We start from the raw sequence: 25,107 nt of genomic DNA, 5'->3' as shown, positions 1-25,107 counted from the left end.
TCACCATGATCGCCGCAGATTACATCGCCCTCGCGTGGCATGCCGCGCGTGAACACCTCGACCTGTACGGAAGCCTGGGGCTCTGCCTCGGCTTTGCCTCCGGCATGATGCCGAGCCGCAGCACGATCCTCCTGACAGCGGCGGCGTGCTCGACCTGCTTCGCGCTGCATTACCTGCAACTCGGCGCGACGACCGGGGCGGCGATGTGCCTGATCTCGGTGATGCAAAGCCTCGTTGCCGCCCGGTGGATCGGCGCCGATGCCCGCGCGGCCTGGGTGGTGCCGCTCTTCACCGGCAGCAGTCTCGTCGCCGCCGGCCTCACCGTCGCGACCTGGAACGGTTGGCCTTCAGCCTGCGCCGGCCTCGGCGCCCTGCTCGCGACCGCCGCACGGCTTCAGGGCGATGCCGAGTGCATGCGCCGTTTCTTCCTGGGCGCATCGTCCTGCTGGATGATCCACAACACGCTGGTCGGTTCGGTCTTCGGCCTGACCTGCGACGTGCTCACGATCTCGGCGCTCCTGGTGGCGCTGCTGCGCGGCGGACCTGCCAGGGTCAGCGAGCCGGCACTCGTCGCGGCGGAGGCCGAAAATCTGCCGGGCGCTGCGGAGAATGTCGGACCGCTCCGGGACGCGGTCTGAGATCATCTCGGTTCGATCGCCTCGGACTTTGCCCCGTTCCGTGATCGCGAGGCGGAGCCGAAGCGACCCGGAGCGCGACCTGTCCGGACAATGCGGAGTCCTTGATTGCCACGGCCTCGCCTCGCAATGACGACGGAAAAGACCGAAGCGATCAAACAGATACTGAGGTGGCGCGTCGCTGCTCCGCCCCGACTCGCTACTGCGCGAAGAATTTGGGATCGAGCGCCGAGAGCGCGAGCAGGGGCGGGGGCAGCGCCACACCGGCGAGCCGCATCGAGCGGGCCGCGGCCCGGCAGGCGGCGAGGTCGTTGGCACCGGCCGCCGCCTCGATCTTCTCCACCACCGCCGGGTCGGGCTTCGGGGCGGGCGCGGGCGCCGCTGGAGGCGGGGGAGACTTGGCGAGGGCATTCGCCTTGGCATTGTGATTGTCCGCCGGGTTGCCCGACGCCGCATTGGTCGCAGGGCCGGGGGCCGGCCCGCTTCCGCCCTCGTTCGTCGGGCCGCTGAGGCCCGAGGTCTTCTGCGGCTCGCTGCTGCCCGACGGCTTGGCGCCCTCGGTCTTGCCCGACGGATTCGAGACGGCGGTCGCCTGCTGCGGCGGCGTCGCAGCGGCCTTGTTGGCCGGTTCCGGCGCCTTCACGAAGGCGACGAGCTCCTGGCACAGATTGGCCGGCTTGCCTGCGGCGACCGGGGCAGGGGCCGGCTGGCCGGCATCCTGCGCCGCGGCGGCGCCGAGGAGGAGCGCGGACGCCGCGAGGCCGCCGACCAGATGCCGGGTGATGGACGCAGGCTTCATCGGGCTCACTCCCTCGTGTCTCGTCGCTTCGTCTTGGCCGGCGCTCAGGAGCGCTTCGGGTGCGAGGCCGTTCCCTCGGCCTTGCCGTGCGGCTCGGCCTCGGAACCCATCTCGTCGGGCGCGGTGTCGCCGTTCCAGCGAGGGCCGACGAGGTTGGTGCCAGGCTCCGAAACCCGCGCGCCGGAGGTGGCGAAGGCCTGGTAGGCGAACTTCTGACTGCTGGTGAGCGCGAACATCGCCAGCACCCCGAGGGCGATCGCGGCGACGATGGCGGCGAGGAAGGCTTTCATGCTCGTGTCGTCCCTGGAGGCCACAGGCCTCGATAAGCGCGGATCGTCTGCCCGTTTGCGAAAGCCGGCCCGCGCGACCGGCCCCGGTTCCGTCACTCGGCCGGAGCCGGGTGGCCCTTGAGCTGCGGACCGCTGCCGGTGCGCGCCTGCTCCTTCTCGACCCAGAGGTCGTGGTGGGCGCGCGCCCAGGCGAGATCCACCTTGCCGCTGCCCATGGCGTCGTAGGCGCCCTCCATGCCGAGCGTGCCGATATAGATGTGGGCCAGGATGCCGGCGATGAAGACGATGCCGATCAGCGAATGGATCACCTGCATGACCTGCATGCCGTTGATGTCGAGGAGCGCGAACGGGAAGAGCATCATCAGCCCGGTCGCGCCCATGGCGGCGCCGAATCCGGCGACCATCCAGAACACGCCCTTCTGGCCGGCATTGAAGCGGCCCGCATGGGGATGCCCCTTGCCAATGAAACCGCCGCCGGCCTTGATCCAGGCCCAATCGACCTTGCTGGGGATGTTGTCGCGCACCCAGACCACGAACATGAAGGCGACGCCGAGCATGAACGGCCACGCGAGGTAGACGTGGCTGTACTTGGCCCATTGCGAAAGGGCACCGAAGGCGTCGGGGCCGATCAGCGGCATCAGCAGTCGCTTGCCGAAGATGTAGTTCAGACCGGACAGCGACAGGATGATGAAGCACACCGCCGTCATCCAGTGCGTGAAGCGTTCGAACGCGTTGAAGCGCAGGATCTTCTTCCCCGATTCCTGGCTGTGCTCCATCATGATCCGGCCGCGGAAAAGGAAGAACGCGCCGAGCGCGGCCACCATGCCGAGGATGGCGAGCGCCCCGATCCAGGGCAGCCAGCGCTCGCGGAAGTTCTGATACTCGCGGCCCTGCGGCTGGATCAGGTTGGCGGCCTTGCCGTCCGGAATCGAGATCCGGCCCCGGATCTTCGACTCCTGCTTGAACAGAAGCTCCTCGTTGACCGAATCCGCCGTCGGGCGCGCACCCATCGGGTTCTGGCCGTCGGCCTGGATCGGGTTCTGGGCCTGCACCGGGGCAAAGGCCGCTGGCGCCGCGACCAGCATCGCCGCGACGAGGAGGGTGCTGAAGAGGGTCGTTACCCGCCGCATCGGCGTTCCTTTCCAGGCGTCTCTTGGTTGGGTCCCGCGGGCGTCCTTCGCGCCCGCGGAGCCGGATCAGATCGCGACGGTCTCGCGGTAGGCCGTCTTCCAGCCCCAGGCGCCGGAGCCGTAGCCGCGCTTGATCACCCGCTGCTTGTAGATCTCGGCGATCATCTCGCCGTCACCCGCCAGCAGCGCCTTGGTCGAGCACATCTCGGCGCAGAGCGGCAGCTTGCCCTCGGCCAGACGGTTCGAGCCGTACTTCTCGTACTCGGCGGTCGAGAAATCGGGCTCGGGACCGCCGGAGCAGTAGGTGCACTTGTCCATCTTGCCGCGCGAACCGAAGTTCCCGACGCGCGGATACTGGGGCGCGCCGAACGGGCAGGCGTAAAAGCAGTAGCCGCAGCCGATGCAGATGTCCTTGGAGTGCAGCACCACCGCGTCGGCGGTCGTGTAGAAGCAATTCACCGGGCACACCGCCGCGCAGGGCGCGTCGGTGCAATGCATGCAGGCCATGGAGACCGAGCGCTCGCCGGGCTTGCCGTCGTTGAGGGTGACGACGCGGCGGCGATTGATGCCCCACGGCACCTCGTGCTCGTTCTTGCAGGCCGTGACGCAGGCGTTGCACTCGATGCAGCGATCCGCGTCGCAGAGGAACTTCATCCGGGCCATGGTTCGGGTCGCTCCTCTCAGGCCGCTTTGATCTGGCACAGGGTGCACTTCGTTTCCTGCATGCCCGTCACAGGATCGAAGCCGTAGGTCGTCACGGTGTTCACGCTCTCGCCGAGCACCACCGGGTCGGTGCCCTTCGGGTAGTAGTCGCGCATGTCCTTGCCCTGGTACCAACCGGAGAAGTGGAAGGGCATGAAAGCCACGCCCTTGCCGACGCGGTCGGTCACCAGCGCCTTCACCTTGGCCTTCGAGGCGTTCTCGGGGCCGGTGACCCAGACGAACTGTCCGTCCTTGATGCCGCGCTCGGCCGCGTCGCCGGTGTTGATCTCGACGAACATGTCCTGCTGCAGCTCGGCCAGCCACGGGTTCGAACGTGTCTCCTCGCCACCGCCCTCGTATTCCACGAGGCGTCCGGAGGTGAGGATGATCGGGAACTCCTTGGCGACCCCGCGATCCACCACCGACTTCTGCACCGAGAAGCCGATATTGGGCATACGCAGCTGCCGCTCGTCGGGCCGGGTCGGGTACTTCGCCACGAGGTCGGGCCGCGGCGAGTAGACCGGCTCGCGGTGGACCGGCACGGGGTCGGGCAGGTTCCAGGCATTCGCCCGGGCCTTGCCGTTGCCGAACGGCGAGACGCCGTGCTCCAGGCAGACGCGTTGGATGCCGCCGGAAAGGTCGGTGGCCCAGCTGACCGTGTCGGGCTTCTCGCCGCCGATCTTGAGGATCGTGGCCAGTTCCTCGGGCGTCAGGTCGCGGTCCCAGCCGAGCTTCTTGAATACGCCGAAGGTGAATTCCGGGTAGCCGTCGGTCAGGTCCGAGCCTCTCGAGAAGGAATCCTCGGCGAGCAAAGTCTGCCCGTTGCGCTCCGTGCCGAAGCGCGCGCGGAAGGTGCCGCCACCCTCCTTCACGTGGAGGTTGGTGTTGTACAGGATGGCCGAGCCCGGGTGCCGGATCTCCGGCTTGCCCCAGCACGGCCAGGGCAGGCCGTAATAGTCGCCGCCGACCTCCGGGTCGTCCTTGGGCGCGCGCAGCGTCACCAGATCAAACTTGTGCTGGTTGCGCATGTGCGCCTTCAGCCGCTCCGGCGACTGGCCGCAATAGCCCGTCGACCAGCCGCCGCGGTTGATCTCGCGGAGGATGTCCTCGGCCTCGGGCACGCCGTCGACGATCTTGATGTTCTTGCACAGCTTGTCGGCGAAGCCGAGCTTCTGCGCGAGCTTGTAGAGCACCTCGTAGTCGTTCTTCGACTCGAAGGCCGGTTTCACGACCTGCTCGCCCCACTGGATCGAGCGGTTCGAGGCGGTGCGCGAGCCGTCCATCTCGAGCGAGGTGCAGATCGGCAGCAGGTAGGTGTTGTCCTGCCGGGCATCGAGCGCGGCGAAGGTGGTCGGGTGCGGGTCGGCGACGACCAGCAGCTCCAGCTTGTTCATGCCCTCGATCGCTTCGGGCATGCGGGTGACGGTGTTGCCGCCGTGGCCGAAGACCATGAAGGCCTTGACCGGGCTCTTCTGGTCGATCTGCTCGGGCGGCAGATTCACGGCATCGAACCAGCGGGTCGAGGTGATACCGGGCGCCTCCATGTTCTCCTTGCGGGTGCGGGCCTTGCGGCCGGCCGCCGCCGGAACCTCATCGAAGCGCGATTGCAGCCACTCGTACTCGACCTCCCAGACGCGGGCCCAGTGGCGCCAGCCGCCCTCGACGAGGCCGTAATAGAGCGGCAGCGAGGTGACATCGAGGCCCAGATCCGTGGCGCCCTGCACGTTGGTGTGGCCGCGGAAGATGTTGGCGCCGGTGCCCGGCTTGCCGACGTTGCCGGTGGCCAGACACAGGATGCACAGCGCCCGGACGTTGGCGGTGCCGACCGTGTGCTGGGTCGCGCCCATGCACCAGATCAGAGTCGCCGGCTTCTCCTTGGCGAACTTCTCAGCGACGCGCTTGAGCTGCTCGCCCGGCACGCCGGAGACGCGCTCGACCTCGTCGGGCGTCCACTTGGCGACTTCCTTGCGCACGTCGTCCATCGCGTAGACGCGCTGAGCGATGAACTCCTTGTCCTCCCAGCCATTCTGGAAGATGTGCCAGAGGATGCCCCAGACCACCGGAATATCGGTGCCGGAGCGGATGCGGACGTATTCGGTGGCGTGCGCAGCGGTGCGGGTGAAGCGCGGATCGATGACGATCATGTTGGCGCGGTTGATCTCCTTGCCCGACAGCACGTGCTGCAGGGAGACCGGGTGCGCTTCGGCGGGGTTACCGCCGAGGATGATCATCGTCTTGGCGTTGCGGATGTCGTTGTAGGAATTGGTCTGGGCGCCATAGCCCCAGGTGTTGGCCACGCCCGCCACCGTCGTCGAGTGGCAGATGCGCGCCTGATGGTCGATCGAATTCGTGCCCCAGAGGGCGGCGAACTTGCGCATCAGGTAGGAGGCCTCGTTGGTGAACTTGGCCGAGCCGAGCCAGTAGACCGAGTCCGCGCCGTTCTTCTCGCGGATCTGGATCAGCTTATCGCCGATCTCTTCGTATGCCTGGTCCCACGAGATCCGCTTCCACTGCCCGCCTTCGAGCTTCATCGGGTATTTGAGGCGGCGGTCGGACGAGACGAGTTCGCGGATGGCCGCGCCCTTGGCGCAGTGGGTGCCGCGGTTGATCGGGCTCGCCCAGGACGGCTCCTGGCCGACCCAGACGCCGTTCACGACCTCGGCCGTGACCGTGCAGCCCACGGAGCAGTGGGTGCAGACGTTCTTCTTGATCACCGTGTCCGGCCCGACCGCGGAGGAGCCGGCGGCCTTGGCCTTGCGCACCGATCCGAGCTGGGTCGTGCCGGCGGCCGCGAGCGCGCCGGCGGTGAGGCCGGACTTCCGCAGGAAGGCGCGGCGGTCGAGCACGCCCGACGCGAGGCCGGCGGCGACGGCCTGGTGCTTGGTGCGAGCAGCCTCGCCGCTCTTGCGCTTGATCAGCATGGCAGCCTCACTTCGGACCGGTCGAAGACTTGGGACCGGTCGACGCCGGATCGGTGTTCTTCTTGAGGGTCTCGTACCCGTTGGTGCGGTAGAACGCCTTCACGTGGTCGCTCTCGCGGTAGCGGGCCCGGGTCTCGTCGGTGCCGGGATCGTAGGCCTGCGCTTCGGTCGCACCCATCGGCGAGGCGACCGCCGCCGCGGCGGCCACGGTGCTGCCCCCGAGCGCCCGAAAGAACTGGCGACGACCGAGCGTCTTCGGATCCTGTCGCATCACCCTCGTCTCCTTCGGCGGCTGCCTGTGATGGCAACGCGCCTCGCTTCCGTTTGTCTCGTCGCGCAAGCGCTTCAGCCTTCCATGGCGAAGGCTTCCACCTCGATCTCGATGAAGGCGCGGCCGAGCCCCCCGACCGCGCGGTAGAACCGGCCCGCTTTCGCGTCCTCCAGGTCCGCGAAGAAGCGCCCTGCCCAGGGCTCGATGTGCCGGGCGAAGAAGCGGCCCTGCATGCCGGGCTCCGCTTCGAACCGCCCCGCCGCGAGCCCGGCCATCACCTCCAAGAGGATCGCGAGGTGATCCTCCGGCTCGCTTATCGATTCGTCCCGCTCGATGCCGAGCGCGAAGAAGTCCTCGCGCACCCGCGCCAGCGGACGCTCGTTGAGGAAGCCGGTGAGGTAATAGGAGGCGTAGGGAAGAAGCTCGCCCCGCCCGACGCCGATGAACAGCGCGAAGAACTCGCGCTCGACATCCGCCGCGCCGATCTCGGCCGCGGCGCGGCGCAGGGCCGAGACCTGACGGCCCAGAACCCCGTCGCCGTCCGGCAACGCGGCGAGCGCCGCGAGCAGGGCCGGCGCCGGCGCCCGTCCGAGGAGGGCGGCCAGCAGGTCGTATTGCTGCGCGCGCAGGAGGTCGACGTCGTCGGGCAAGCCGCCGAACCCGGGCACCTCGCTTTCCGGGAGTGCCATGACCGACGCAACCGAACTCATCGTTTCCCTCAGGTCCTTCGCAGGACCGCCTTGTTTGGATCGATAATAAAAAGCGTTTCGCTTTGCCGCAATCGAAATGCGCGTGAATTACACGGGCATCGCCCCTCCATGGCGCCGCAGGCGGGGCCGTTCCGGGGGCGTCGGCGCCGGTTGAGGTACGGCGGTCGCAGAGGGCTCTACCGGACCTTGCAGGCTCTCGATCGGACGTGATGCGGTTGCGGCGCAGGGCGTCTCGAGCGCGGGAGGGGCCGGCGCGTCGGGCAGGCTTGCGACGGTGGTCTCGCCCGGCTCTTCAGCCGGGGAGGTTTCCTGCCGCATCTCTTCCGCCGGCGCATCGTCCTTGGCGGGGACGCCGCCAACGAGCCGGTCGAGCATCGCCTTCACGTCGTCGGTCGGCAGCAGCGGGCCGAGGCCCGGCACGCCGCCGGGCGTGTTCCAGTCGTAGGCGTATTCCCGCGCCTCGCTCACGAAGTCGCGGATCGACGGGTCCAGAGACCACATCCGGCGCAGGGCCGCGTTGCGCAGCGGGGCCGGCACCCCGGCGCGCAGGAAGGCCGTGAGATCGCTCTGCGCCGTCAGGGTCTCGAGCGAGGGCAACTCGGCGAGCGGCGCGCCCTCGGCCCCCGCTTCCGCCCGTGGCGGGATCGCGCTGGCGGAGCCAGGGTCCAAGCCCGGCGTCGGCGCCCCGTCCGCTTCCGGAGCGGCCGGAGGCGTCTCGGGGCGTTCGGCGCGGACGGCGTCCTTCCGCCGGGCCCAGCGGGAGAGAAAGGTCTCGCTCATTCGGGTTTGCCCTGGGAGCCGGGGGCGCGGCGGGCCAGCGCCTCGGGATCGGCGCGGTCGCGCTTGCGCTTCTCGAACTTGCGTTCGATGTGAAAGGCCTCGAAGAAGGCCAGCAGCTTGGCCTGCAGCTCGGGCGGCATCGGCACGGCCTCGACGATCTCGCCGATCCCCTCGGCCATCGACTCGCCCTCGTAGGGGTCGGCGGTGACGCTCGCGATGTCGTAGGTGTCCTCGGCGGTGGCCCGCAGCGAGACCCAGAGGGAGGGACGCCCGGAGACGAGGTTGTCGCGGTAATGTGCGGTCTCGCCGATGTGCAGCGAGACCTCGTAGGCGCCCGCGTAGAAGGTCGCCTCCTCCTCGGTCTCGGAAAGTTTGGTCCAGGGCTCGGCCTGCGCGGCCGCGGGCAGGGCGGCCACCGGCATCCAGACATGGCTCGCCCACGGCCCCTTGAGGCGGCGGCGCGCCACGATGATGCCGACCTCGAAGCGGTCTTCCGGCGTCATGCTCGTCCTCACGCGGCCGCTCGGTCGGAGGCCAGCGGCAATCCGACAACGAGATTCTGCGGCTTCAGCTGCAACGTCTTATCCGCACTCATGGCGAGCAGCAGGTAGACCGGGCGCTCGCCGACCCGCGGATCGACCTGGGCCGGATCGGCGAAGGTCAGGGAAAAGACGGCGATCACCCGCTCCCGCGTCGCCGCGTCCAGCGCCTCGCCGTTCCAGAGCCGATTGCCGATGCGCGTGCCCTCGGCATCGAGCCCGACGAACCAGCGCCAATCGGGATCCTCTAGCCGGTCGAGGGGTGTCACGGTCACCTCGGCGTTCAGCAGATGGCGCACGAAGACCTCGATCGCCCGGGCCAGCCCCTCGCGGCTGCGGGCACTGGAGCCGAGATTGAGCGCCATGGTGAAGGCGTCCGAGCGGCTCCAGTAGGTCCAGGCATTGTCCTCGACGAGCACGTCGAGTTCGCTGGCCGCCTCCTTGCCCAGCATCGAAACGAGGGGCGAGAGCGGTGCGCCGCCCTCCCGCGCCTCGATCACCTCGGCATCGGCCAGCAGCACCGCGCCCTCGTGCAGGCTGACCCGCTGCGTCCGGAAGAACAGTTCGGCGGCGCGCAGGACGAAGGGGTCCTCGCACCCGTCCAGCGCGTTGCGCAGGATCAAATGGACGAGCTGGTTGAGGAACAGCCCCGGCACGCCTTGCAGGCCGCCGCGTACCAGGGCGAGATAGGCCGCCTCGACCGAGCGCGCCGCGAGCAGCCGCTCGCGGAAGGCCAGCATCACTTCCCAGTTCTCGCGCGCATCCGCGTCCGCGAGCCGGTCGAGTTCCGCCCTCGGCACGGGGCGGCGCGGCGCGGCGAGCAGGCCGGCATGGATCGCGCGCTCGGCCGCGCAGGCGTCCTCCGGCGGCACGAGTTCGGGCCGCGCCAGATAGGCCAGGATCAGCTCGTCGGTGACCGCGAGCCCGCCGCCCTCGGTGCGCTGCGTAAGGTGGTGGCCGCTCGATACCCAGAACTCGGTCATGCTCTCTCAGCCTCGGCGGAGGCGCCCTTCATGAGACCGACGAGATCGGCCTGCTCCTCCGGGCCGTCCTCGTCGGTCTCGACGAAGTGGAAGGCGCGCCCGTGCAGCGGGTCGGACCCGGGCGCGCGCTGGTGCAGGGTGCGGAACTCCTCCGCGATCTCGCCGCCGCGCGCGCTCCGATGCAGGGCGACGACGCTGCCGACGGGCAGGTTGCACAGGGAGGCGGCGACCTCGATCTCTTCCTCGGCCGCCGCACGGGCGGTCTCCGGGCTCGGTGCGCCGAATCGTTCGAGGATGTGGCCGGCCAGCGTCTCCACCGCCTCGGCACGCTCCGCCGCGCTCGCCTCGCTGACGACGACGAGTGTCGAGAAGCCGAGGGAGCGAACCCCGACGAAGCCCGAGCGAAAGGCCGCGCGTTCCTTGCCCGCAAGCCCGCCAAGATCGGCGTCGAAGAATAGGAACGAGCCCGTCACCGCCCACTCGCCGGGTTCGGCCGCACGGGCGAAGACGAAGGTGTCTGAGGGGTCGAGCCGCAGGGTGCGCGGCAGCTTGCCGGCGCTCACAGACGCACGCTCCCGGTGGCCGGGTTGCGCCAAGTCGGCGCCTCCAGAGCCGGCCGTAGCGGCAGGATCTCGGTGATCTCCTCGCCCCGGATCACGCGGGCGTCGCCGTTCTCTTCGATCGCGGCGCGGGCGCCCTCCGGCAGCGCGAGGCGCGCCAGGTAGCGGCTCGCCGAGCGCGCAAATCCGTCCTCGCTCCAGATCTCGAACGCCTTGGTGAGATGGCGCGCAAAGCTCTCGACCAGGGCCTCGCGCAGATCGGCCGGAAACCCTTCCTCCTCGAGCGCCGTCGAGTCCGGCGTCAGGCCCGGATCGCCCGCCGCCCGCTTCGAGACGATCAGCATCGCCGAGAAGACGAGCCAGTCCGGCACCTCCGCCTCGTCGCAGGCCTCCGGCCAGCGAAGCGCGCCGCCGCCGAGCCGGGCGCCGTTGAAGCTCAGCGTGTCGGGCCAGTGAAAGGTCACCGGGATTTCCGGCGGCCCGAAGCTGCCCACCGCATCGGCAAGTGCCTGCATCCCGACGAAGAAGGCGCGGCGCGCCGTCGACAGCGGCTCGGTCGGCGCGAGCACCACGGCGAAGGCGATCAGGTCCTCGCGCTCCTCCAGCAGCAGGGTACCGGCCTCTGCCTCGCCCGCTTCGGCCAGCCGGCAGGCCTGAACCGCGGCGTCGAACGGCGCGGCCGTGACCAGCCCGGTAAAGGCCGGCGGCAGGACGAGCGGTGCGGTGCGGAGAAGGGCGAGGCCGGAGTCGGAATCGGTCATGGAGTGGTTTCAGGTCGGAGCGGAGCACTTGCGAGGCCACCTGCGCCCGCATGTCCGTTCGTAGTTTTGAACGATACGAGTATATGGAAGGCAGGCCCCCGCGCGAAGGGCCTCCGCACGCCTCCATTGTCCCAGGTTTCATCGTGTCCGATCGTCTCGTGTTCGCCTGCTCCTGCGAGAAGACGATGCCGCTCGATGTCGCGGCCCTCGAAAGGGGCTGCGGCGGTCGTGTCGGCACCGCCGACCAGCTCTGCGGCCGGGAGCTGGACCGCTTCCGGGAGGCGCTGACCACGGGCCGGCCCGTCACCGTCTCCTGCACCCTTCAGGCACCGCTCTTCGAGGAAGTCGCCGCCGAACTGGGCGCGGAGGAGCGCGTGACCTTCGCCAAGATCCGCGAGACCGCCGGCTGGTCCTCGGACGCCGCCGCTTCCGGCCCGAAGATGGCCGCTCTGCTCGCCGCGGCGGCCGAGCCGGTGCCGGTCGCCGGGACCGTGCCGCTGGAGAGCCGCGGGGTGGCGCTGATCTACGGGCGTGACGAGGCCGCGATCGAGGCCGGGCGGCGCCTGGCGGAACATCTCGACGTCACCGTGCTCCTGAGCCGGCCGGGCGAGATCGCGCCGCTCCATCGCAACGAGTTCCCGGTGATCCAGGGGACGGTGCGCGGCGCAACCGGTCATCTCGGCGCCTTCGAACTGCGCATCGACGACTACGCCCTGCCGGCCCCGTCCTCGCGCACCCGACTCGTCTTCGGCCAAGCGCGGGACGGGGCGACCTCGACCTGCGACCTCGTCCTCGACCTGACCGGCGGCACCCCGCTTGTTCCCGCGCACGAGCTGCGCAACGGCTATCTGCGCGCCGACCCGCGCGACCCGGCTTCGGTGGAGCGGCTGGTGATGGCCGCCTCCCACCTCGTCGGCGAGTTCGACAAGACCCGCTTCATCGACTTCCGCGGTGAACTCTGCGCCCATTCCCGCTCGCGCATCACCGGCTGCACCCGCTGCCTGGAGGCCTGCCCGACCGGCGCGATCGCCTCGGCCGGCGACACGGTGGCGATCGACCCTTACGTCTGCGCCGGTTGCGGCAGTTGCGCGGCCGTCTGCCCGACGGGGGCGGCCGCCTACGCGCTTCCCCCCGCCGACGCACTGATGCGCCGCCTGCGCACGCTCCTGCGCGCCTACCGCGCCGCCGGGGGCGCGGACGCGGTGGTTTTGTTCCACGACGGCGACCACGGCGAGCCGCTGATCGACGCCCTCGGCCGCTACGGCGAGGGCCTGCCGGCCAACGTCCTGCCGGTGCGGGTCAACGAGGTGACGCAGCTCGGCCCCGAGACCGTGGCCGCGCTCTTTGCCTACGGCGCCGCCGGCGTGCGGATGCTGGTGCGCGGGCGCCCGAAGCACGATCTCGACAGCCTGCACCGCACCGTCGCCCTGAGCCGCACGCTCGCCGAGGCCCTCGGCTACGGCGAGGGAGCCGAGGCGCCTGTGGTCGGCCTCATCGAGACCGACGATCCCGACGCGCTCGGGGCGGCCCTGCGCGCGGGCCGCCTCGGGCGGGCGACGGCGATGCCGGCCGGCTTCGTGCCGGTGGGCGGCAAGCGCGAGATGCTGCGCCTCGCCTTCCGCGAGATGCACGCCGCCGCGCCGAGTCCGGTCGCCGCCGTGCCGCTCGCGGCCGGAGCGCCCTTCGGCGGGCTCGCCTTCCGCACCGAGGATTGCACGCTCTGCCTCTCCTGCGTCGGCGCCTGCCCGACTCACGCGCTGACCGACAGCGCCGACCGGCCGCTGCTCGCCTTCGAGGAGAGCCTGTGCGTGCAGTGCGGCCTGTGCGCCGCGACCTGCCCGGAGGACGTGATCAGCCTCGAGCCGCAGATCGACTTCGAGGCCTGGAGCCTGCCGCGCCGGATCGTGAAGGAGGAGGAACCCTTCTGCTGCGTGACCTGCGCCAAGCCCTTCGGCACCCGTGCGACGATCGAGCGGGTGATCGGCAAGCTGCGCGAGCGGCACTGGATGTTCTCGGGCGAGGCCGGCGAGCAGCGCATCCGCTCGCTGATGATGTGCGACGATTGCCGCGTCGAGGCCGCGCTCAACCAGGGCTTCGATCCGCACGCCATGCCCCCGGCCAAGCCGCGCACGACGGAGGATTACCTGCGCGAGCGCGAGTCCGGCAGGCCGGTGCAGGGCTGACGGCGGTATCAAAAGACGACCCGCCGTCGAAGCGAGGGCGGGTCGGTCAGGGGATCGATCGTCGCAGGAGAACGTGGATTCAAGCCGCGACGCGGGGATTGGGTTCCTGGAGTTGCATCCGAAACGGGAAACGAAACTTCGCAGATTGTAACCGCCGCCGGCCGGGTTCAACGCCGCGCACCGCGTGCTATAGGGCGCGCCCTCTCCTTCAGATTCAGGCCCAGATGCACCCGATCGTCTCGATCGCGAACCTGTCGAAGGTCTACGCCTCGGGCCTGCACGCCCTGCGCGACGTGAACCTCGACATCGCCAAGGGCGAGATCTTCGCCCTGCTGGGGCCCAACGGCGCCGGCAAATCGACCCTCATCAACGTCGTCTGCGGCATCGTCACGCCGAGCACCGGCGTGATCCGCGTCGGCGGGCACGACATCCGCGACGATTACCGCGCCGCGCGCCGCCTGATCGGCCTCGTCCCGCAGGAGCTGACCACCGACGCCTTCGAGAAGGTGTGGGACACGGTGAGCTTCAGCCGCGGGCTGTTCGGGCTGAGCAAGAGCCCGGCGCATATCGAGCGGGTGCTCAAGGATCTGTCCCTCTACGACAAGCGCGAGAGCCGGATCATGCAGCTCTCGGGCGGCATGAAGCGGCGGGTGCTGATCGCCAAGGCGCTGGCCCACGAGCCGCAGGTGCTCTTCCTCGACGAGCCGACCGCGGGCGTCGACGTGGAGCTTCGCCAGGATATGTGGCGCCTCGTGCGGCGCCTGCGCGAGCAGGGCGTCACCGTCATCCTCACCACCCACTACATCGAGGAGGCCGAGGAGATGGCCGACCGGGTGGGCGTGATCCGCAAGGGCGAGATCATCCTCGTCGAGGACAAGGTCGAGCTGATGCGCAAGCTCGGCAAGAAGCAGCTCGTCCTGCACCTGCGCGAGCCGGTCCGGGGCCTGCCCGAGAGCCTCGCGCGCTACCATCTCCAGGTCGCGGCGAATGGGCGCGAACTCGTCTACACCTACGAGACGCGCAAGGAGCGCACGGGCATCACCGGCCTGCTCGGCGATCTCGCCGCCGCGGGTCTCGCCTTCACCGATCTCGACACCAGCCAGAGCTCGCTCGAAGACATCTTCGTCGATCTCGTCCGCGAGCGCGCATGAAGGCCGTGTCCATGCTCAACGTCCCGGCGATCCTCGCCATCTACCGCTTCGAGATGGCCCGCTTCTGGCGCACGGCCCTGCAGAGCATCGTCGCGCCGGTGATCTCGACTTCGCTCTACTTCGTGGTGTTCGGCGCCGCGATCGGCTCGCGGGTGCAGCAGGTCGACGGCGTGCCCTACGGCCTCTTCATCGTCCCGGGGCTGATGATGCTCTCGCTGCTGACGCAGAGCGTCTCCAACGCCTCCTTCGGCATCTACTTCCCGCGCTTTGCCGGCACGATCTACGAACTCCTGTCGGCGCCGATCTCGCCCTTCGAGGTGGTGCTCGGCTATGTCGGCGCCGCAGCCACCAAGGCGATCGTCATCGGGCTGACCATCCTCGCCACCGCCGCCCTGTTCGTGCCGCTGCACATCGAGCACCCGTTCTGGATGGTGTTCTTCCTGCTGCTCACCGCGATCACCTTCAGCCTGTTCGGCTTCGTGATCGGCCTGTGGGCGGACGGGTTCGAGAAGCTTCAGCTCGTGCCGCTGCTCATCGTCACGCCGCTGACCTTCCTCGGCGGCAGCTTCTACTCGATCGACATGCTGCCGCCGTTCTGGCGGGCGGTCAGCCTGTTCAACCCGGTCGTCTACCTCGTGAGCGGCTTCCGCTGGGCCTTCTTCGGCAAGGGCGACGTGGCGGTCGGCATCAGCATCGCCGCGACCCTGGCCTTCCTCGCCCTGTGCCTCGGGCTCGTGACCTACATCTTCCGCACGGGCTATCGTCTCAAGAGCTGACGCGATTCCCGAGGGCCGATGACGTTCGATCCCTACATCGTCCGGCGCGAGAGCCTGCCGCTCGCGTTCCCGCCGGGGATCGAACCGCCGGCCCTGCTTTGCGACTTCGCGGACTGGCTCGACGGCCGGCCCTGGGGCAGCGTCGGCTGCTACCGACTGCAGGGCACGCTCAGCGACGAGGCGCCCATCGTCGACGGCAGCGCCCTGCGCCGGGACTTTTCGCTGTTCCTCTACCTGCCCGACGGTTCCCTTGTCGGCCTCTGGCATCCCGACGGCATGCCGTCTGCGGCAAGCCCGGTCGTCGGCCTCGGCTCCGAGGGCGATGCCGCCGTGCTCGCCGGTTCCCTCGACGGATTTCTGGTCAAGCTCTCCCGCAACGCCTTCACCGACTCGGCCTGGAGCGATCTCGCCCCTTCCGACGAGGATGAGGAATGCGAGGATGAGCCCGACGCCGAGACCGCGATAGCGCACGGCGACGCACCCGGCGATCTCGCCGCTTGGCTCTCGCAGCGGATCGGGCCTGAGCGCCTGAACGCCCTTGCGGACGAAGAGCCGGATCAGAGCGTTTTCCCGGCCCGGATGGAAGCCTGGATGCACCAGCGCGAGGCCTATTGGGCCCAGCATCCGATCCTTCGGGAGATCGGGCAGATTCTTGCCGCCCACCTCCCGCGCGGAAAGGATCCCTGGGACCGGACGCGCTTCAGGGCCGCGATCGTCGGGACGCTCTATGAGGCGCAGGTCTATCGAGCTGGGCGCCAATCCTTCCCGGAGGCTCCTGCCATCGAGCCGCTGCTGCGCGCGCTTCGCGAGGCGCAGCGGGCAGACGACCCCGATCTCGGTCTCTGGTTCGAGGTGGAGTTCGCCCTCGACCGGGAAGGCTGCATCCTGCCGCGCTTCGACTATCACGGCCATCCCGCCATCGGCGGGGTTCCGGCGCCGATCGAGGAGGCCCGTGCCGACCTTCGCCGCGCGCCGCGGCCGGCGCGATGGGTGCCGGACTGGCTCGGCGATCCGGTGCAGGCGGGCTGAGCATCCGCCACGAGGCGTTCGGGGTGGCTTCCGGCCGGAGGATCGGCGTTGCCAACCCTCGAAGAAGCCTACGGACGCTCCGCCAGGAACTCCAGCACACCCTTGCGGTGCAGCCGGTCGCCCACCGCCGTCGAGTGATCACGGCCCGGCAGGTCGAGGGCGCGGGCATTCGGCATCAGCTTGGCGAGTTCGGGGCCCGAGCCCGCCACCGTGTCGAGCGTGCCGACGGACACGAGCGTCGGCGTGTCGATGGCCGAGAGTTCGGCGCGCGACAGCGTCTGGCGCGAGGCGCGGATGCAGGCGGCGAGCGCCCGCAGGTCGCTCTTGGTCTGCTCGGCGAAGGTGCGGAAGCTCGCCGCGGTCGGGTTCGGGGCGGGCGTGCCGGGCGGCGCCTCCAGCGCCTCGGCGATGCCCTGCGGCAGCCCGTGCCCGTCCACGAGGTGGAAGCCCAGGCCGCCGATCAGCAGCGAGCGGACCGCGTCGGAATGGTCGAGCGCCATATGCGCGGCGATGCGGGCGCCCATGGAGTAGCCCATCACGTCCGCCCGGCCGATGCCGAGATGGCGCAAGAGCCGCACCGCGTCGCCGGCCATGTGCTCGGAGGTGTAGGCGGCGGGGTCGTAGAGCTTCTCGCTCTGGCCGTGGCCGCGGTTGTCGAGGGCGATGACGCGGTAGCCCGCCTCGGTCAGGAACTTGACCCAGAGGGTGTTGACCCAGTTCACCGCGTGGTTCGAGGCGAAGCCGTGGATCAGCAGGACGGGATCGCCGCTTCCGGCCTTGGCCGGAACGTCGATATAGGCGATCTGGACGCCGTCGGAATCGAAGCTCTGCATGGGTCCGTGTCATCGGGCGCCCGCGCGCCGATGTCAAAGGCCGGGCCGCGCGATCGCGCGACATTGCCGAATGTTTGGCCCTCGCCGCGCTGTGCTTCGGCCCGGCCCGTCATCCCGGAATGGGGTCGCGACTTGCCGCCGCCCCGCGAGGCTGGCATCACCCGGCGACGATGACGGATTCCTCACCTTACGGCACCTACGCCCCCACCGGCCTCGTCGCGCGGATCGCCGAGCGCACGCAGCGGCTGCCCGACCATTCCTGGCGCGCCCGGCGCATGGCGATGTTCCTGCGGCGCCTCGCCATCTCGATGCTGCGCGGCCGGCCGCTCGACGTGGAGCGCTACGGGGCGCGGATGCGGCTGCACCCCTACAACAACAACTGCGAGAAGAAGGTGCTGTTCACGCCGCAATTCTTCGATCCGCAGGAGCGTGCGCTGCTCAAGCAGCGCCTGTCCGAGGATGCAGTGTTTCTCGACATCGGGGCGAATATCGGCGCCTACGCCCTGTTCGTGGCGGGCTTTACCGGGCCGCGCGCCCGCATCCTCGCGGTCGAGCCGCAGCCGGACGTGTTCGACCGGCTCACCTTCAACATCGGGCAGAATCCGTTCGGCACGGTCAAGGCCATCGCCTGCGCCGTGGCCGACAAGGCGGGCGAGCTGACCCTGTTCATCGATCCGCGCAACCGCGGCGAGTCGAGCGTGAAAATCGTCGGCACCCACAAGAACGCCACGGTCCGCGTGCCCTCGGTGACGTTGCTCGGCCTGTGCCGCTCCGAGGGCATCGAGCGCATCGACGCGATCAAGCTCGACACGGAGGGCGCCGAGGATCTGATCCTCGAGCCGTTCCTGCGCGATGCGCCGCCGAGCCTGCGCCCGGCGCTGATCATCCTCGAGAACGGCACCGATCAGTGGCAGATCGACCTGCCGAGCCTGCTGCACAGCTACGGCTACCGCCAGATCGCCCGCACCCGGCTCAACCTGATGTTCGAGCGGACCCCGTCCCCTCAGGGGTGAGGATCGGGACGGCCTCGGCGATCGTGACGCCGTCGGGGCCGACGGTGCAGCGATAGGCATGGGCCTCGACGCCCGCCGCCCGCGCCGCCCGGAAGCCGCGATCGAAGGCCGGGTCGATGTCGCGGGCCACGTCGAAGCCCTTGGCCGTCATCTGGATCACCACGATCAGCATTGCCCGGCCACCCGCGGCGACGACGTTGGCCAGTTCCTCCATGTGGCGTGCCGAACGCGCGGCCTTGCAGTCGGGGAACTCGGCGAGCCCGGGTGTCCGCATCAAGTGGCAGTTCTTCACCTCGACGTGGCAGGGCGGGAGCCCGCCGCCGCTCGCCAGGAAATCGACGCGGCTCGCCTTGCCGTAGGCGACCTCGGGCCTCAGCGTTTCGTAACCCAGGAGCGGCGCGATCGTCCGCGCGCGAAAAGCTTCCGCCACGAGCGCGTTCGGGCGGGCGGTGTTGATCCCGACCCATTGCGGCCCGCCGGGCAAGTCGGCCTCCACCAGCTCCCAGGAGAAGTGCAGCTTGCGCGTCGGGCTGGTCGAGGGCGAGAGCAGCACCCGAGACCCTTCCGTGTTGAGCCCCAGCATCGCGCCGGGATTGGCGCAGTGGGCCGTCACGAGGCGGCCGTCGGCGAGTTCCACGTCGGCGAGGAAGCGCTTGTAGCGCCGCACGAGGCGCCCTTCGATCAGGGGGAGAGGGAACTGCATCGGGACGGGTCCGGGGCGCGGTCGGCGCAGGTTTCGCTTTCTGGCAGAGGCGCCCTAGCTTTCCTCTCCGCTCATTGCCACCGAGGCCGCATGTCCCAGGGTTCCGACGTCACCGCCGCCATCCTCGTCATCGGCGACGAGATCCTGTCGGGCCGCACCAAGGACAAGAACATCGGCACCATCGCCGAGATGCTGACCGAGATCAGCGTGGATCTGCGCGAGGTGCGCATCGTCCCGGACGAGCGGGCCGAGATCGTCGCCGCGGTGAACGCGCTGCGGGCGCGCTACACCTACGTCTTCACCTCCGGCGGCATTGGCCCGACCCACGACGACATCACCGCCGACAGCATCGCCGAGGCCTTCGGCGTCGGCATCGACGTGGATCCCCGCGCCCGGGCCATGCTGCTGGAGCGTCATCGGCCGGAGGATCTCAACGAGGCGCGGCTGCGCATGGCCCGCATCCCCGACGGGGCCGAGCTGATCGCCAACCCGATCTCGAAGGCGCCGGGCTTCCGGCTCGGCAACGTCCACGTCATGGCGGGTGTGCCCCAGATCCTGCGGGCCATGCTCGACGAGATCCGCCCGACGCTGACGGGCAACGCGCCGGTGATCTCCGAGACGATCGAGGCGGGCGCCATCCCGGAAGGCGACTTCGCCGGCGCCCTCACGGGAATCGCGGCGGCGCATCCCGTGGTGTCCATCGGTTCCTACCCCTCGATGACGCCGGAGGGGTTTCGCAACCGGATCGTCGTGCGCGGACGCGACCGGGAGGCGGTCGCGGCAGCGCGCGCCGCGATCGAGCAATTGCTCGGCGGACTCCGACCGTAGGAACGAGCGCCCCTCAGGATGGGACAGGCATCTTCGTTCCATATCTCCGCGGACGGTCCTGCAATAAATTTCTGCGTGTGAGGAGCGCGCAAGCGGTGCCGTACGTTGGGCTGCGGTGAGACGACCCCCGAGGATCCGATGTCCCAGGACCCCCGCGATCAGCAGCCCCGCACCCACGGCGCTCATACCCGTGACAAGGACGACGCGCAGGTCGAGAAGGCGCACCGGCCGGACGCGCTGATCCTCCACGAGATCATCCGCCGCGAGGGCGAGGAGGAGATGCGCCGGACCTGGGTGGCGCTCTCGCTCTCGGGCTTTGCCGCCGGCCTGACCATGGGCTTCTCGCTGATCGTGCCCGGCGTCCTGAAAGGGCATCTGCCGCACGAGCCCTGGGCCGAACTCGTGATGAGCATGGGCTACTCGATCGGCTTCCTCATCGTCGTCCTGGGACGCCAGCAGCTCTTCACCGAAAACACCGTGACGCCGATCCTGCCGCTCCTGACCGAGCGGACCATGGCCGCCCTGCTGCGGGTCGCCCGGCTGTGGAGCATCATCCTCGTCGCCAACATCCTGGCCACCCTCGCCATCGCCTCGGTGTTGGCCCACACCGACGCCTTCAAGCCGGAGGTGCGGGCGGCCTTCGCCGAGATCAGCCGGCACACCATCGAGGACCCGTTCTGGACGACCGTGATCAAGGCGGTGTTCGCGGGCTGGCTGATCGCGCTCATGGTCTGGATCCTGCCGGCCTCGGGCTCGGCGGCGCCGTTCATCATCCTGCTGATGACCTCGCTCGTCTCGATGTGCGGGCTCGCCCACATCGTCGCCGGTTCGGTCGACGCGTTCTACCTCGTCGCCATCGGCGAGATCGGGGTCGCTACCTACCTCTGGGGCTTCTTCGTGCCAACACTGATCGGCAACGTGGTCGGCGGAGTAACCCTGGTCTCGGTGCTCAATTTCGGACAGGTCGCGCCGGACATCGAGGACGAGGCCCGAACGAGCGAGTGAGGCCGACGCCTCTCAGCGCAGCATGAAGCGCTCGGCCTGGGGCGGCGCGGGCCGGGCCTCGCCGAGGGCGTCGAGAATCGGCGCATCGGCCGCGTGGAGCAGGGCGTCGAGGGGAAGGTCGTTGGCATCGGTACCGAACGGCTCCTCCAACTCGTCGCCGAGCGCATCGAGGCCGAAGAAGGCGTAGGCCACGAGGGCCGCGACCACCGGCGTCGACCAGCCGAGCGAGCCGGCGAGCCCGAAGGGCAGCAGCAGGCAGTAGAGCCAGGCCGTGCGGTAGAGCAGCAGGGTATAGGCGAAGGGCAGCGGCGTGCCGTGGATGCGCTCGCAGGTGGCCTGGATCGCCGAGAGGTTTGCGATCTTGTGCTCCAGGCTCGCGAACAGGATCTCGCTCAGCGCCCCCGCCCGCATCGCCTCGGCAAGATCGTGCGTCAGCCCGGCCAGCGCCGCATCCGCGCCACTCGGCCGCTGCCGCAGGGCGGCGTGCTCCTCGGGCGGCAGCCAGGGTGCGGCGGCCTCGGCCTCGTCGAGGCCGCGCAGGCGGGCGTGCAGCGCGTGGGCGAACGCCGCCGCCCGGCGCAAGGAACGGCGGCGCAGCGCCTCGTGCTCGGAGCCGGGCAGAAGGGCGGGCAGGAGCCGGGCGAGGCCGCGCATCTCGACGATGAGCGAGCCCCAGGCGCGGCGCGCCTCCCACCAGCGGTCGTAGCAGGCACCATTGCGGAAGCTCAGGAAGATCGACAGCGCCAGCCCGACCAGGGTGAACGGCCCGATCCCGGCGGTGACGGGAAACCACGCCGCGTGCCGCTGCTCCAGCGCCACCACGAGACAGGCGAGCGCGCAGATCGCGATCACCTTCGGCGCGACCTTCGGGAGGATCGAGCCGCGCATCGCGAACAGGATGGTGAGCAGGTTGGGCCGTGGGCGGACGATCATGGCTGGGGGCTTAAGGAGCGCGGTACGCCTCGACCAGCCGACGCATGAACGCTTCGCCCCGGGCCAGCTCGTCGAGGGTGATGAACTCGTCGGGCTGGTGCGCCTGATCGATCGAGCCGGGTCCGCACACCACGGTCGGGATGCCGGCTCTTTGGAATCGCCCGGCCTCGGTGGCGTAGGGCACGGTGATCGTGGCGTTGCGCTCCGCCAGCCGCAGGGCCAGCCGCTCGGCATCGGAGCCCGGATCGGGGGAGAGGCCCGGAACCGCGACCTCCTCGATCGTCTCGATGCGCCCGAAGGCGCCGAAGCGGTTGAGCCGGTCGCGCGTCACCCGCTCGCAGGCCGCCGCGAACAGCGCCGGGATTTCGGCCATGTCGAGATCGGGCAGGCCGCGGAACTCCCACTGGAAGGTGCAGCGCTTCGGCAGGATGTTGCGGGCGGTGCCGCCCTGGATCACGCCGACATGGACCGTGGTGTTGGGCGGATCGAAGCGGCCGGAGGCGTCGCCGCGGGCGACCATGGCATCGGCGACGCGATTCAGCTCGGCGATGAGGTCGGCCGCCGCCATCACCGCGTTGGCGCCGAGCATCGGCTTGGCCGAATGCGCCTCGTGGCCGTGCACGGTGGTGTTGAAGGTCACGACGCTCTTATGGGCGTCGGCCACCTGCATCCCGGTGGGCTCGCCGACGATCACCGCGCCCGGCCGCGGCAGGTCGGCGCCGAAGCGGGCGATGGTGTCGGCGACGCCGAGGCAGGTCGTCTCCTCGTCGTAGGAGAGCAGGATGTGGATCGGCCGCCGCAGCTCCGCCCGGAGGGCGTCTGGCACCAGGGCGAGGGCGAGCGCGTCGAAACCCTTCATGTCGACCGCACCGCGGCCGTAGGCCCGGCCCTCGGCGACGCGTAAGGAGAACGGGTCCGTGGTCCAGGCCTGCCCCGTCACCGGCACCACGTCGGTGTGGCCCGACAGCACGACGCCACCGTCGATGGACGGCCCGAGCGTGGCGAAGAGGGCCGCCTTGTCGCCCGCGGCGTTGGGCACGCGGACATAGGGCACCCCCCAGCCGTCGAGATAGTCGGCCACGAAGTCGATCAGCGCGAGGTTCGAGCGCGAACTCTCGGTATCGAAGGCGACGAGCCGCTCCAACAATTCGAGCGGGGTGTAGCGGATGCCGTTCGCGGAGCCCGTCAATGGACGACGCGGCGCACGTGCGGCGAGTCCAGCGAGAAGGCCGGGATCTCGGCCTCGAAGCTCTCGCCGCCGACGGTCGACATCGTGTAGCTGCCGGCCATCAGGCCGTCCGGCGTGGTGAGCGGGCAGCCGCTGGTGTAGCTGAACGACTCGCCCGGCTCGAGGACGGGCTGCTTGCCGACGACGCCCGCGCCGCGCACCTCCTGGCAGGCGCCGCGTCCGTCGATGATGCGCCAGTGGCGCGAACGGAGCTGCACCTGCTCGCGGCCGTTGTTCACGATCTCGACCGTGTAGGCGAAGAAGTAGCGGCTCTCGCCCGGCGAGGATTCCTCCTCGACGAAGCGGGGCTCCACCGTCACCGTGATGCCGCGCGTCTCGGCCTTGTACATCGCGAAAAAGCATCCCCGTGGACGGCGCGCAGGCCGCGACGCGACATCTGCGTCGCGTCGTGGTACGTGGCGCCCGAAACCTCGTCAATCGCGGCTTCCTACGGGTGGAAGAGGGCGGAGAGCACGTGCCGAACGCTTCGCACCGGAGCGCCCTCCAGGGATCGCCGCCCGACCGCCTGCCGCCTTTCCCGGGCCTCGTCCTCGGCATTCTCCTCACCCTCGTGCCCGCGGTTCTGTTCGCGTGGTGGCATCCGGCCCGGAACCTGTGGCCGGCGCTAGCCCTCGTTCTCGCCTTCGGCCTCGACGCCGTCGGGCGGCTGGCAGGCCAAGCGGCGCGGCGGCAGACTGGCGTCGCGGCCGAGTTCCGCGGCCTTCCCTCGCCGATGCTGGCGCTCGGCAACGCCGTCTGGATCGGCGGGGCGGTGATGAGCGCGGTCTCCCTGCTGCGGCCGGAGCTGTTCGCGCTGCTGGCGAGCGCGCTAGCGGGCCTCGTCGCCATGGGGGCGTTCGCCCGGCTGGCGCTGGCGCGGACGGTGGTGGTGATCGACGCGGCGGAGCGCGCGGAGGCCGAGGCGAAGGCCGGGACCGGCACGAAGAGAGGCGAGGGGACGGGACGATGAGCGACGACGGGCCGGCCCGGGCCGGGGGCATTCTGCCGGCGCAGGCCATCGCCGCCTTGACTGAACGGGGCGCGATCCGCCCGGCCACGCCCTATGCGCCGGACCAGATCCAGCCCGCGAGCCTCGACCTTCGCCTGGGCACCCGTGCTTACCGGGTGCGCACCAGCTTCCTGCCCGGCAGCGCCCGTCCGGTCTCGGCCTGCGTCGAGGCCTTCGCACTGCACGAGATCGATCTGAGCCGCGGCGCCGTCCTCGAGACGGGCTGCGTCTACATCGCCGAGTTGCAGGAGGAGCTGGCGCTCCCGCCCGATCTCTGCGCCAGCGCAAACCCGAAAAGTTCGACCGGCCGCATCGACGTGTTCACCCGCGTCATCACCGATCGCGCCAGCGCCTTCGACCAGATCGAGCCGGGCTATGCCGGCCGCCTCTACGCCGAAATCTCTCCGCGCACCTTCCCGGTGCGGGTGCGGACGGGCTCGCGCCTGTCGCAGATCCGCTTCCGCCAGGGCGACCCGCGCTTGCGCGAGCCGGAACTCGCCGCGCTCCACGCCCGCGATCCGCTGATCGATGGGGCACCGTCCTCGCTCCAGGGCGGCGTGCCGGTCTCCGTCGACCTCTCGGGCTTCGACGGGCTCATCGGCTATCGCGGCAAGCGCCATACCGGGCTGATCGACGTGGATCGGCCCCGCGGCCACCGTACCCGCGACTTCTGGGAGCCGATCCCGGCCGACGGCAGCCGCACGCTGATCCTCGATCCCGGCCAATTCTACATCCTCGCCTCCAAGGAAGCGGTGCGGGTGCCCGCCGATTACGCCGCGGAGATGGTGCCGTTCGATCCCCTCGTGGGCGAGTTCCGCGTGCATTACGCAGGCTTCTTCGATCCGGGCTTCGGCCTCAGCGAGGCCGGCGGCGCGGGTGCCCGGGCCGTATTGGAGGTGCGCTCGCGCGACGTGCCGTTCCTGTTGGAGGATGGCCAGATCGTCGGACGTCTCGTCTACGAGCGCATGCTGGAGCCGCCCGCGACCCTGTACGGGGCGGGGGCCGGTTCGAACTATCAGGCGCAAGGGTTGAAGCTGTCCAAGCACTTCGCCGACGCACCCGAATCGTCGGCCTGAGCCTCTCCTCGGGCGAGCGAGTTTCGGCACATGGCGCGGCGGGTGACGGTCGCGGCCCCGCGTCGAGGGCGTTCCGTGGGCCGGTGCCGGCCTCACTGCGAGGGTATCGGCCGGCAACAGCATTCGTTCGCTCGCACCGTCGCGCGGCCAAACAGGTCCGCTAGCTAGAGCGGCATCCGATCAGGTTGGATCGTAGGCGTCGTAGCCTGCGGCCGCGAGATAGTTGCGGCACTCCGCCGTTGAGAAGCGCCTGAACGCG

General features: G+C 69.9%; 27 protein-coding genes. 10 read left to right on the top strand and 17 right to left on the bottom strand.

Annotated elements, in window-relative coordinates; genetic code table 11:
* The first annotated feature begins 5 nt into the window (after window positions 1–5).
* Window positions 6–638, top strand: a complete 633-nt coding sequence (locus BY998_RS13030; RefSeq protein WP_110352056.1) for a YgjV family protein — start codon at window positions 6–8, stop codon at window positions 636–638.
* Window positions 639–834: 196 nt separating this feature from the next.
* Here the strand turns inward: BY998_RS13030 and BY998_RS13025 are convergent, their stop codons facing one another.
* The 12 genes from BY998_RS13025 to BY998_RS12970 form a co-directional block, all read right to left on the bottom strand.
* A complete protein-coding gene (locus tag BY998_RS13025; protein WP_110352055.1) occupies window positions 835–1,434 on the bottom strand; it encodes a hypothetical protein in 600 nt (199 codons plus the stop codon).
* 44 nt (window positions 1,435–1,478) lie between these two features.
* Complete coding sequence (locus tag BY998_RS13020; RefSeq protein WP_110352054.1) at window positions 1,479–1,724, bottom strand: hypothetical protein; 246 nt, start codon at window positions 1,722–1,724, stop codon at window positions 1,479–1,481.
* 92 nt (window positions 1,725–1,816) lie between these two features.
* Window positions 1,817–2,854 carry a formate dehydrogenase subunit gamma gene (locus BY998_RS13015; protein WP_110352053.1) on the bottom strand — a complete coding sequence of 346 codons (1,038 nt, stop codon included), beginning with the start codon at window positions 2,852–2,854 and terminating at the stop codon, window positions 1,817–1,819.
* Between the two features lie 66 nt (window positions 2,855–2,920).
* Complete coding sequence (fdh3B, locus tag BY998_RS13010) at window positions 2,921–3,517, bottom strand: formate dehydrogenase FDH3 subunit beta (protein ID WP_003605051.1); 597 nt, start codon at window positions 3,515–3,517, stop codon at window positions 2,921–2,923.
* Window positions 3,518–3,534: 17 nt separating this feature from the next.
* Entirely contained in the window at window positions 3,535–6,477 is a 2,943-nt protein-coding gene (locus BY998_RS13005; RefSeq protein ID WP_110352052.1) for a formate dehydrogenase subunit alpha, read from the bottom strand.
* Window positions 6,478–6,484: 7 nt separating this feature from the next.
* Complete coding sequence (locus tag BY998_RS13000; RefSeq protein WP_110352051.1) at window positions 6,485–6,748, bottom strand: formate dehydrogenase; 264 nt, start codon at window positions 6,746–6,748, stop codon at window positions 6,485–6,487.
* Between the two features lie 74 nt (window positions 6,749–6,822).
* A complete protein-coding gene (locus BY998_RS12995) occupies window positions 6,823–7,458 on the bottom strand; it encodes a molecular chaperone TorD family protein (RefSeq protein ID WP_110352050.1) in 636 nt (211 codons plus the stop codon).
* A gap of 87 nt (window positions 7,459–7,545) precedes the next feature.
* Window positions 7,546–8,238 (bottom strand): DUF3306 domain-containing protein, encoded by a 693-nt coding sequence (locus BY998_RS12990; protein WP_110352049.1) that lies wholly within the window; start codon window positions 8,236–8,238, stop codon window positions 7,546–7,548.
* Window positions 8,235–8,741 (bottom strand): DUF3305 domain-containing protein, encoded by a 507-nt coding sequence (locus BY998_RS12985; RefSeq protein WP_110352048.1) that lies wholly within the window; start codon window positions 8,739–8,741, stop codon window positions 8,235–8,237. The genes BY998_RS12990 and BY998_RS12985 overlap by 4 nt, the downstream gene beginning before the upstream one ends.
* A gap of 8 nt (window positions 8,742–8,749) precedes the next feature.
* Complete coding sequence (locus BY998_RS12980; protein WP_110352047.1) at window positions 8,750–9,760, bottom strand: DUF6352 family protein; 1,011 nt, start codon at window positions 9,758–9,760, stop codon at window positions 8,750–8,752.
* The gene (locus BY998_RS12975) at window positions 9,757–10,323 is read right to left on the bottom strand and encodes a DUF6505 family protein (protein ID WP_110352046.1); all 567 of its coding nucleotides are present in this window, start codon (window positions 10,321–10,323) and stop codon (window positions 9,757–9,759) included. Before BY998_RS12975 ends, BY998_RS12980 begins: the two co-directional genes overlap by 4 nt.
* A complete protein-coding gene (locus tag BY998_RS12970) occupies window positions 10,320–11,081 on the bottom strand; it encodes a biotin/lipoate--protein ligase family protein (RefSeq protein WP_110352045.1) in 762 nt (253 codons plus the stop codon). The genes BY998_RS12975 and BY998_RS12970 overlap by 4 nt, the downstream gene beginning before the upstream one ends.
* A gap of 185 nt (window positions 11,082–11,266) precedes the next feature.
* Here BY998_RS12970 and BY998_RS12965 point away from each other — a divergent pair, with 185 nt between their 5' ends.
* From BY998_RS12965 to BY998_RS12950, 4 genes are all read left to right on the top strand, one after another.
* On the top strand, window positions 11,267–13,264 hold the full coding sequence (locus tag BY998_RS12965) for a 4Fe-4S binding protein (protein ID WP_110352187.1): 1,998 nt from the start codon (window positions 11,267–11,269) through the stop codon (window positions 13,262–13,264).
* A 224-nt stretch (window positions 13,265–13,488) separates the two neighbouring features.
* Window positions 13,489–14,415, top strand: a complete 927-nt coding sequence (locus tag BY998_RS12960) for an ABC transporter ATP-binding protein (RefSeq protein ID WP_110352044.1) — start codon at window positions 13,489–13,491, stop codon at window positions 14,413–14,415.
* Entirely contained in the window at window positions 14,412–15,191 is a 780-nt protein-coding gene (locus tag BY998_RS12955) for an ABC transporter permease (protein ID WP_110352043.1), read from the top strand. Before BY998_RS12960 ends, BY998_RS12955 begins: the two co-directional genes overlap by 4 nt.
* A gap of 18 nt (window positions 15,192–15,209) precedes the next feature.
* Window positions 15,210–16,220 carry a hypothetical protein gene (locus BY998_RS12950; protein ID WP_110352042.1) on the top strand — a complete coding sequence of 337 codons (1,011 nt, stop codon included), beginning with the start codon at window positions 15,210–15,212 and terminating at the stop codon, window positions 16,218–16,220.
* A 68-nt stretch (window positions 16,221–16,288) separates the two neighbouring features.
* Here the strand turns inward: BY998_RS12950 and BY998_RS12945 are convergent, their stop codons facing one another.
* Window positions 16,289–17,053: an alpha/beta hydrolase gene (locus BY998_RS12945; RefSeq protein WP_110352041.1), complete on the bottom strand. Its 765-nt coding sequence runs from the start codon at window positions 17,051–17,053 to the stop codon at window positions 16,289–16,291.
* 170 nt (window positions 17,054–17,223) lie between these two features.
* Here BY998_RS12945 and BY998_RS12940 point away from each other — a divergent pair, with 170 nt between their 5' ends.
* Window positions 17,224–18,066: an FkbM family methyltransferase gene (locus BY998_RS12940; protein ID WP_110352040.1), complete on the top strand. Its 843-nt coding sequence runs from the start codon at window positions 17,224–17,226 to the stop codon at window positions 18,064–18,066.
* Here BY998_RS12940 and sfsA read toward each other — a convergent pair.
* Window positions 18,026–18,769, bottom strand: a complete 744-nt coding sequence (gene sfsA, locus BY998_RS12935; protein WP_110352039.1) for a DNA/RNA nuclease SfsA — start codon at window positions 18,767–18,769, stop codon at window positions 18,026–18,028. The two genes, BY998_RS12940 and sfsA, sit on opposite strands and share 41 nt — an antisense overlap.
* Before the next feature lie 90 nt (window positions 18,770–18,859).
* On the opposite strand from sfsA, the gene BY998_RS12930 reads away from it, so the two are divergent.
* Together BY998_RS12930 and BY998_RS12925 are read left to right on the top strand one after the other, a co-directional pair.
* A complete protein-coding gene (locus tag BY998_RS12930; protein WP_110352038.1) occupies window positions 18,860–19,597 on the top strand; it encodes a molybdopterin-binding protein in 738 nt (245 codons plus the stop codon).
* 138 nt (window positions 19,598–19,735) lie between these two features.
* Window positions 19,736–20,602, top strand: a complete 867-nt coding sequence (locus tag BY998_RS12925) for a formate/nitrite transporter family protein (protein ID WP_110352037.1) — start codon at window positions 19,736–19,738, stop codon at window positions 20,600–20,602.
* Between the two features lie 12 nt (window positions 20,603–20,614).
* Here the strand turns inward: BY998_RS12925 and BY998_RS12920 are convergent, their stop codons facing one another.
* Genes BY998_RS12920 through apaG form a run of 3 tightly spaced genes read right to left on the bottom strand, consistent with a single transcriptional unit; the run spans window position 20,615 to window position 23,113 of the window.
* Complete coding sequence (locus tag BY998_RS12920) at window positions 20,615–21,535, bottom strand: bestrophin family protein (protein ID WP_110352036.1); 921 nt, start codon at window positions 21,533–21,535, stop codon at window positions 20,615–20,617.
* Between the two features lie 10 nt (window positions 21,536–21,545).
* Entirely contained in the window at window positions 21,546–22,724 is a 1,179-nt protein-coding gene (gene argE, locus BY998_RS12915) for an acetylornithine deacetylase (protein ID WP_110352035.1), read from the bottom strand.
* Window positions 22,721–23,113 (bottom strand): Co2+/Mg2+ efflux protein ApaG, encoded by a 393-nt coding sequence (gene apaG / locus BY998_RS12910; RefSeq protein WP_110352034.1) that lies wholly within the window; start codon window positions 23,111–23,113, stop codon window positions 22,721–22,723. Before apaG ends, argE begins: the two co-directional genes overlap by 4 nt.
* A gap of 125 nt (window positions 23,114–23,238) precedes the next feature.
* Between apaG and BY998_RS12905 the strand changes: the two genes are divergently transcribed.
* Window positions 23,239–23,733 carry a hypothetical protein gene (locus BY998_RS12905; RefSeq protein WP_245421581.1) on the top strand — a complete coding sequence of 165 codons (495 nt, stop codon included), beginning with the start codon at window positions 23,239–23,241 and terminating at the stop codon, window positions 23,731–23,733.
* Window positions 23,730–24,848, top strand: a complete 1,119-nt coding sequence (locus BY998_RS12900) for a 2'-deoxycytidine 5'-triphosphate deaminase (protein ID WP_110352033.1) — start codon at window positions 23,730–23,732, stop codon at window positions 24,846–24,848. Before BY998_RS12905 ends, BY998_RS12900 begins: the two co-directional genes overlap by 4 nt.
* The last annotated feature ends 259 nt before the right edge of the window (window positions 24,849–25,107 follow it).

This window comes from Methylobacterium sp. B4 (genome assembly GCF_003201865.1).
Classification (GTDB): Bacteria; Pseudomonadota; Alphaproteobacteria; order Rhizobiales; family Beijerinckiaceae; genus Methylobacterium.
The sequence above is the reverse complement of the archived record's forward strand: the minus strand, read 5'-3'. Positions and strand labels throughout refer to the sequence as shown.

What these genes read in the sequence shown, in the direction of transcription:
- BY998_RS12965 (WP_110352187.1), top strand. Translation starts at nt 11,267, where the DNA reads ATGCCGCTCGATGTCGCGGCCCTCGAAAGGGGCTGCGGCGGTCGTGTC.
- BY998_RS13015 (WP_110352053.1), bottom strand. Translation starts at nt 2,854, where the DNA reads ATGCGGCGGGTAACGACCCTCTTCAGCACCCTCCTCGTCGCGGCGATG.
- BY998_RS13020 (WP_110352054.1), bottom strand. Translation starts at nt 1,724, where the DNA reads ATGAAAGCCTTCCTCGCCGCCATCGTCGCCGCGATCGCCCTCGGGGTG.
- BY998_RS12900 (WP_110352033.1), top strand. Translation starts at nt 23,730, where the DNA reads ATGAGCGACGACGGGCCGGCCCGGGCCGGGGGCATTCTGCCGGCGCAG.
- BY998_RS12950 (WP_110352042.1), top strand. Translation starts at nt 15,210, where the DNA reads ATGACGTTCGATCCCTACATCGTCCGGCGCGAGAGCCTGCCGCTCGCG.
- BY998_RS12995 (WP_110352050.1), bottom strand. Translation starts at nt 7,458, where the DNA reads ATGAGTTCGGTTGCGTCGGTCATGGCACTCCCGGAAAGCGAGGTGCCC.
- BY998_RS12985 (WP_110352048.1), bottom strand. Translation starts at nt 8,741, where the DNA reads ATGACGCCGGAAGACCGCTTCGAGGTCGGCATCATCGTGGCGCGCCGC.
- BY998_RS12945 (WP_110352041.1), bottom strand. Translation starts at nt 17,053, where the DNA reads ATGCAGAGCTTCGATTCCGACGGCGTCCAGATCGCCTATATCGACGTT.
- BY998_RS13030 (WP_110352056.1), top strand. Translation starts at nt 6, where the DNA reads ATGATCGCCGCAGATTACATCGCCCTCGCGTGGCATGCCGCGCGTGAA.
- BY998_RS13000 (WP_110352051.1), bottom strand. Translation starts at nt 6,748, where the DNA reads ATGCGACAGGATCCGAAGACGCTCGGTCGTCGCCAGTTCTTTCGGGCG.
- BY998_RS12955 (WP_110352043.1), top strand. Translation starts at nt 14,412, where the DNA reads ATGAAGGCCGTGTCCATGCTCAACGTCCCGGCGATCCTCGCCATCTAC.
- BY998_RS12925 (WP_110352037.1), top strand. Translation starts at nt 19,736, where the DNA reads ATGTCCCAGGACCCCCGCGATCAGCAGCCCCGCACCCACGGCGCTCAT.
- BY998_RS12990 (WP_110352049.1), bottom strand. Translation starts at nt 8,238, where the DNA reads ATGAGCGAGACCTTTCTCTCCCGCTGGGCCCGGCGGAAGGACGCCGTC.
- BY998_RS13025 (WP_110352055.1), bottom strand. Translation starts at nt 1,434, where the DNA reads ATGAAGCCTGCGTCCATCACCCGGCATCTGGTCGGCGGCCTCGCGGCG.
- apaG (WP_110352034.1), bottom strand. Translation starts at nt 23,113, where the DNA reads ATGTACAAGGCCGAGACGCGCGGCATCACGGTGACGGTGGAGCCCCGC.
- BY998_RS12940 (WP_110352040.1), top strand. Translation starts at nt 17,224, where the DNA reads ATGACGGATTCCTCACCTTACGGCACCTACGCCCCCACCGGCCTCGTC.
- BY998_RS12970 (WP_110352045.1), bottom strand. Translation starts at nt 11,081, where the DNA reads ATGACCGATTCCGACTCCGGCCTCGCCCTTCTCCGCACCGCACCGCTC.
- BY998_RS12960 (WP_110352044.1), top strand. Translation starts at nt 13,489, where the DNA reads ATGCACCCGATCGTCTCGATCGCGAACCTGTCGAAGGTCTACGCCTCG.
- BY998_RS12980 (WP_110352047.1), bottom strand. Translation starts at nt 9,760, where the DNA reads ATGACCGAGTTCTGGGTATCGAGCGGCCACCACCTTACGCAGCGCACC.
- sfsA (WP_110352039.1), bottom strand. Translation starts at nt 18,769, where the DNA reads ATGCAGTTCCCTCTCCCCCTGATCGAAGGGCGCCTCGTGCGGCGCTAC.
- BY998_RS13005 (WP_110352052.1), bottom strand. Translation starts at nt 6,477, where the DNA reads ATGCTGATCAAGCGCAAGAGCGGCGAGGCTGCTCGCACCAAGCACCAG.
- BY998_RS12920 (WP_110352036.1), bottom strand. Translation starts at nt 21,535, where the DNA reads ATGATCGTCCGCCCACGGCCCAACCTGCTCACCATCCTGTTCGCGATG.
- fdh3B (WP_003605051.1), bottom strand. Translation starts at nt 3,517, where the DNA reads ATGGCCCGGATGAAGTTCCTCTGCGACGCGGATCGCTGCATCGAGTGC.
- BY998_RS12930 (WP_110352038.1), top strand. Translation starts at nt 18,860, where the DNA reads ATGTCCCAGGGTTCCGACGTCACCGCCGCCATCCTCGTCATCGGCGAC.